Source organism: Kineococcus indalonis (assembly GCF_009906395.1).
Lineage (GTDB): Bacteria > Actinomycetota > Actinomycetes > Actinomycetales > Kineococcaceae > Kineococcus > Kineococcus indalonis.
Genome location: NZ_JAAALM010000278.1, coordinates 1 through 5,406 on the forward strand (window position 1 = coordinate 1; position 5,406 = coordinate 5,406).

Sequence of the window (5,406 nt, forward strand, 5' to 3'; positions counted from 1 at the left end):
GCACCCGCCCTCCCGGAAGGCCCCGCCGTGTTCGAGTCCGTCCAGCCGCTGCTCGACGAGCACGCCGAGCTCGAGCGCAGGCTGGCCGACCCCGCGGTGCACGCCGACGCCGCCCTGGCCCGCTCGCTGGGCCGGCGCTACGCCGAGCTGGGCGCGGTCGCCGAGGCCCACGCCGCCTGGCGCGCCGCCGTCGACGACGCCGGCGCGGCGCGCGAGCTGGCCGCCGAGGACGACTCCTTCGCCACCGAGCTGCCCGCGCTGGAGCGGGCCGCCGACGAGGCCGCGGAGAAGCTGCGCCGGCTGCTGCTGCCGCGCGACCCGGACGACTCCCGCGACGTGATCCTGGAGATCAAGGCGGGGGAGGGCGGCGAGGAGTCCGCCCTCTTCGCCGGGGACCTGCTGCGCATGTACCTGCGCTACGCCGAGCGCCGCGGCTGGACCACCGAGCTGCTGGGCTCCACCCCCAGCGACCTGGGCGGCTACAAGGACGTCTCGGTGGCGGTGAAGACCCGCGGCGCGGCCGCCGAGGGGGTCTGGAGCCGGCTGAAGTACGAGGGCGGCGTGCACCGCGTGCAGCGCGTGCCCGTCACGGAGTCCGCCGGGCGCATCCACACCTCCGCCGCCGGCGTGCTCGTGGTGCCGGAGGCCGAGGAGGTCGAGGTGCACCTGGACCCCAGCGACCTGCGCGTGGACGTCTTCCGCTCCTCGGGGCCCGGCGGGCAGAGCGTGAACACCACCGACTCCGCGGTGCGCATCACGCACCTGCCCACCGGCATCGTGGTGAGCTGCCAGAACGAGAAGTCGCAGCTGCAGAACCGCGAGCAGGCCCTGCGCATCCTGCGCGCGCGCCTGCACGCGGCCGCGCAGGAGGCCGCCGCCGCGGAGGCGTCCGCGGCGCGGCGCTCGCAGGTGCGCACGGTGGACCGCTCCGAGCGCATCCGCACCTACAACTTCGGCGAGAACCGCATCGCCGACCACCGCACGGGCTTCAAGGCGTACAACCTCGACGCCGTGCTCGACGGCGACCTGGACCCGGTGATCCAGTCCGCCGTCGACGCCGACGAGGCGGCCCAGCTGGCCGGCGCCACCCCCGCCTGACCCGTCGCCGCCCGCGAGCGGCGCGTCGCCACCGGGGCGTCACCTCGGCACGATCCGTCGCAGGTCCCGATGTCCCACGTCTCTGTTGCACGAACTACGGGTATCCGTAGCATCGAGGTGTGGACGAGGAACGCTGGGACCTGCTCGAGAAGCGGCTCGCGGCCCTGGAGGCCCGCGTCGCCGACGGCGAGCACCCCGACCGGCGCGACGAGTTCTGGGCCCTGCGCGGCCTGCGCGAGCGCGCGCAGGGCCGCTCGCAGGTGCTCTTCGCCGGCACCGTCACCCTACCCGGCGGCCGGCGCTGCGAGTGGCAGGAGGGCGTCGAGGTCGAGCCCATGCTCGAGGCCGACCTCACCGGCGCGGTCGCCGCGCTGTCCGCCCTGGCCCACCCCGTGCGCCTGCAGCTCGTGCACAAGGTGCTGCACGGGCGGCGCACCGTCCCCGAGCTGTCCGAGGGCCTGGGCACCTCCGGGCAGCTCTACCACCACCTGCGCCAGCTCGTCGCCGAGGGCTGGCTCGCCACGTCCGGCCGGGGGGTCTACGAGGTCCCGGCCGTGCGCGTGGTGCCGCTGCTGACCCTGCTCGCCGCCGCCGGACTGAGGTGATCGCCGTGACCCCCGCCACCCCCCAGGAGGTCGGCTCGGTGACCAAGGCGGTGACGGGCCTGCTGCTGGCCGAGGCCGTGGCCCGCGGCGAGGTCACCGAGCGCACCACCCTCGCCGAGGTCCACACCGGCCGGGAGCTGCCGGCGGAGCTGGGCCGCACCACGCTGGGCGAGCTCGCCACCCACACCTCCGGCCTGCCGCGCCTGAGCACCCGCGCCCAGCTGCGCGCGCTGCTCACCGACCGCACCCTGGGCAACCCCTACGCGTGGGACACGCCGGGCTCCCTGCTCGCCGACGCCGGGTCCACCCCGCTGCGCACCGAGCGCGGCGCCCACTCGTACTCCAACCTCGGGTACGCGCTGCTGGGGCAGGCCCTCGCCGTGCGCGCCGGCACCCCCTACCCGCAGCTGCTGCACGAGCGCGTCCTGCGACCGCTGGGCATGGCGGCCACCGCCGCGCTGCCCGCGCCGCTGCCGGCCGGGCGCGCCCACGAGGTCGCCCCCGACGGGCGCGCCACCCGGCCGTGGCTGTCGGCCGGCAGCGCCCCGGCCGGCACGGGCGTGTTCTCCACCGCCGAGGACCTCGGCCGGCTCGCGGCCGCCGCGGCGCGCGGCGAGCTCCCCGGCGCCGCCGCCCTGGAGCCCAGGGTCGACGCCGACGGGGCGCGCACCGGCTGGGGCTGGCTCACCGCCAGCCTCGACGGGCGCACGGTGGTGGGCGTCAACGGCGCCACCTACGGCGCGCAGGCCTCGGTGTGGTGCGAGCCGGCCACCGGGCGCTGGGTGGCGGTGACCGCCCCCACGGGGCCGGGCGCCGAGCCGGCCACCCAGACCGCGGCGCTGCGCCTGCTCCTGGGGGAGGACCCGGGCGCCTGAGCGCCGCGGCGGCGTGGCAGGGTCGCGGGCGTGCTGGCGGCAGCGGGACGGACGGTCCGGGAACTCCTCGACGCGGCGGCGGCCCGCCTCGCCGACGCGGGGGTGCCCAGCCCCCGCGTGGACGCCGAGGTGCTGCTCTCGCACGCCCTGGGCGTGCAGCGCTCCCGCCTGGCCGTGCTCGCCGCCCTCGGCTCGGCGGTCGAGGAGGGCCCCGCGGAGCGCTTCGCCGCCCTGGTCGACCAGCGCGCCGAGCGGGTGCCGCTGCAGCACCTGACCGGCCGGGCCCCGTTCCGCTCGCTGGAGCTGGCGGTGGGGCCGGGGGTGTTCGTGCCGCGGCCGGAGACCGAGGTCGTCGCCCAGCTCGCCGTCGAGGAGGCTGCGCGCCTCGCCGCCGCCGGCGCCGCACCGGTCGTGGTGGACCTGTGCACCGGCTCCGGCGCGATCGCCCTGGCGGTGGCCACCGAGGTGCCCGCCGCCCGTGTGCACGCCGTGGAGCTGGACCCGATGGCGCACGCGTGGGCGCGGCGCAACGTGGAGGAGCTGGCGCCCGCGCTGGACCTGCGCCTGGGTGACGCCGCCACCGCGTTCGGCGACCTGGACGGCGCCGTCGACGTCGTCGTCAGCAACCCGCCGTACGTGCCGCCGGGCGCGGTGCCCCAGGAGGTGGAGGTCGCCCGCCACGACCCCGAGCTGGCGCTGTACGGCCGCGGCGAGGACGGCCTGGAGGTGCCCCGGCGCGTGGTGGCCTCCGCCGCCCGGCTGCTGCGCCCCGGCGGCCTGGTCGTCGTCGAGCACGCCGAGGTCCAGGAGGCCGGCGCGCGCCGGATGCTGGCCGGGCCCGCCTGGCGGGAGGTGGCCGGGCACCGGGACCTCACCGGCCGCCCGCGCTGCACCAGCGCCCGGCGGGCCTGAGGGCGCGCCGGGGGAGTGCCCCGCCCGGCGCCGCGCGGCGGCGGTGGGACACTCGCCCCTGTGAGACCCCCTTTCGACTGCGCCGACCCGGTGGTGCGCGAGCGAGGCCTGGCCGCGGCGGAGAGCGCCGTCAAGCGCGGCGAGGTCGTCGTGCTGCCCACCGACACCGTCTACGGCATCGGCGCCGACGCCTTCTCGCCCGCGGCCGTGCGCAAGCTGCTGGAGGCCAAGGGCCGCGGGCGCGACATGCCGCCGCCGGTGCTCGTGCCGGAGGTGCGCACCGTGGACGGGCTGGCCTCCGCCGTGCCCTTCGCCGTGCGCGAGCTCATGGACGCCTTCTGGCCCGGCGCGCTGACCATCGTGTGCCGCGCGCAGCCGTCGCTGACGTGGGACCTGGGCGACACCCACGGCACCGTGGCGCTGCGCATGCCGCTGCACCCGGTGGCGCTGGAGCTGCTCAAGCGCACCGGGCCGATGGCGGTCTCCAGCGCGAACCTCTCCGGCCGCCCCGCCGCGACGACCGTGCAGCAGGCGGTGGACCAGCTCGCGGGGTCGGTGCGCGTCTACCTCGACGGCGGGCCCAGCCCGAAGGGCGCGCCCTCCACCATCGTCGACGCCTCCGACGGGCCCCTGCGCGTGCTGCGGGTGGGCGCCCTCAGCGAGGCGGAGCTGCGCCGGGCCGTGCCCAAGGGCTGGTACGACCCGGAGCCGGAGCGCGAGCCGGGTGCCGAGCCGGGTGCCGAGCAGGGTGCCGAGCCGGCGCCGGGCGCCGGGGCGCAGCGCGAGCCGGACGCCGGGGCCGAGCGGGCCGAGACCTCCCCGGGGGGCTGAGGCGCGTGCGGGCGTACCTGCTGGTGCTGGTGGTGGCCGCGGCCGTCACCTACCTGACCACGCCCCTGGTGCGCCGCCTGGCGCAGCGCGTCGGCGCGATCACCCCGCTGCGCGAGCGGGACGTGCACTCGGTGCCGGTGCCGCGCATGGGCGGGGTGGCCATGCTGCTGGGCCTGGGGGCCGCGCTGCTCGTGGCCAGCCGCATCCCGTTCACCTCGCGGGTGTTCGACGCCTCCCCGGGCCCGCAGTGGGTGCTGGTGGGGGCGGCGATCGTCTGCGCGGTGGGGGTGGCCGACGACATCGTGCAGCTGGACGCGGTCACCAAGCTGGCCGGGCAGGTCCTCGCGGCGGGCGTCATGGGATGGCAGGGCATCAGCCTGCTGCAGCTGCCCATCGGCGGCGTCACCCTGCTGTCGGCGCCGACGATGATGGCGATCACGATCCTCGTGGTGCTCGTCTCGGTGAACGCCGTGAACTTCGTGGACGGTCTGGACGGCCTGGCCGCCGGCATCGTCGGGATCGGCTCGGTGGCCTTCTTCCTCTACTCGTACGCGCTGCAGCGCGGCCAGTTCCCCGACGACTTCTCCTCGCTGGCCACGCTGGTGGCGGCCACCACCGTGGGCTGCTGCGTGGGCTTCCTGCCGCACAACTCGCACCCGGCGCGCATCTTCATGGGCGACTCCGGCTCGATGCTGCTGGGGCTGCTGCTGGCCACCGCGACCATCGCCGCCACGAGCACCGTGGACCCGGAGACGGTCGCCGACGAGGAGATCGCCCCGGCCTTCTTCCCGCTGCTGCTGCCGGTGGCGGTGCTGCTGGTGCCGCTGGGGGACATGCTGCTGGCCGTGGTGCGCCGCACCCGCGCCGGCAAGGCGTTCTGGCACCCGGACAAGAAGCACCTGCACCACCGGCTCCTGCAGATGGGGCACTCGCACCGGGTGGCGGTGCTCGTCATGTACTCCTGGGCGGCCTTCCTCAGCTTCGGCGCGGCCTCGTACGCCTTCCTGCCGCTGCTGCAGGCGCTGGCGGTGGCGCTGGGGGCCGGGTGCGCGGTGCTGGCCTTCACGTTCGGGCCGGTGTACTGG

Annotated in this window: 6 protein-coding genes; all 6 read left to right on the forward strand. The window is 77.1% G+C overall.

The genetic code is table 11. The annotated features are described in order from the left end of the window. Nucleotides 1-27 precede the first annotated feature (27 nt). Complete coding sequence (prfA, locus tag GTR00_RS13675; protein ID WP_166612164.1) at nucleotides 28-1,098, forward strand: peptide chain release factor 1; 1,071 nt, start codon at nucleotides 28-30, stop codon at nucleotides 1,096-1,098. Nucleotides 1,099-1,217: 119 nt separating this feature from the next. After that, the gene (locus tag GTR00_RS25850) at nucleotides 1,218-1,703 is read left to right on the forward strand and encodes an ArsR/SmtB family transcription factor (protein ID WP_166612165.1); all 486 of its coding nucleotides are present in this window, start codon (nucleotides 1,218-1,220) and stop codon (nucleotides 1,701-1,703) included. Nucleotides 1,704-1,708: 5 nt separating this feature from the next. Next, complete coding sequence (locus GTR00_RS13685; protein ID WP_166612166.1) at nucleotides 1,709-2,578, forward strand: serine hydrolase domain-containing protein; 870 nt, start codon at nucleotides 1,709-1,711, stop codon at nucleotides 2,576-2,578. 30 nt (nucleotides 2,579-2,608) lie between these two features. After that, the gene (gene prmC, locus GTR00_RS13690; protein WP_323132470.1) at nucleotides 2,609-3,490 is read left to right on the forward strand and encodes a peptide chain release factor N(5)-glutamine methyltransferase; all 882 of its coding nucleotides are present in this window, start codon (nucleotides 2,609-2,611) and stop codon (nucleotides 3,488-3,490) included. Between the two features lie 60 nt (nucleotides 3,491-3,550). Further along, the gene (locus GTR00_RS13695; protein WP_166612167.1) at nucleotides 3,551-4,321 is read left to right on the forward strand and encodes an L-threonylcarbamoyladenylate synthase; all 771 of its coding nucleotides are present in this window, start codon (nucleotides 3,551-3,553) and stop codon (nucleotides 4,319-4,321) included. A gap of 5 nt (nucleotides 4,322-4,326) precedes the next feature. After that, on the forward strand, nucleotides 4,327-5,406 hold a 1,080-nt coding region (locus GTR00_RS13700), incomplete at its 3' end, for a glycosyltransferase family 4 protein (RefSeq protein ID WP_166612168.1).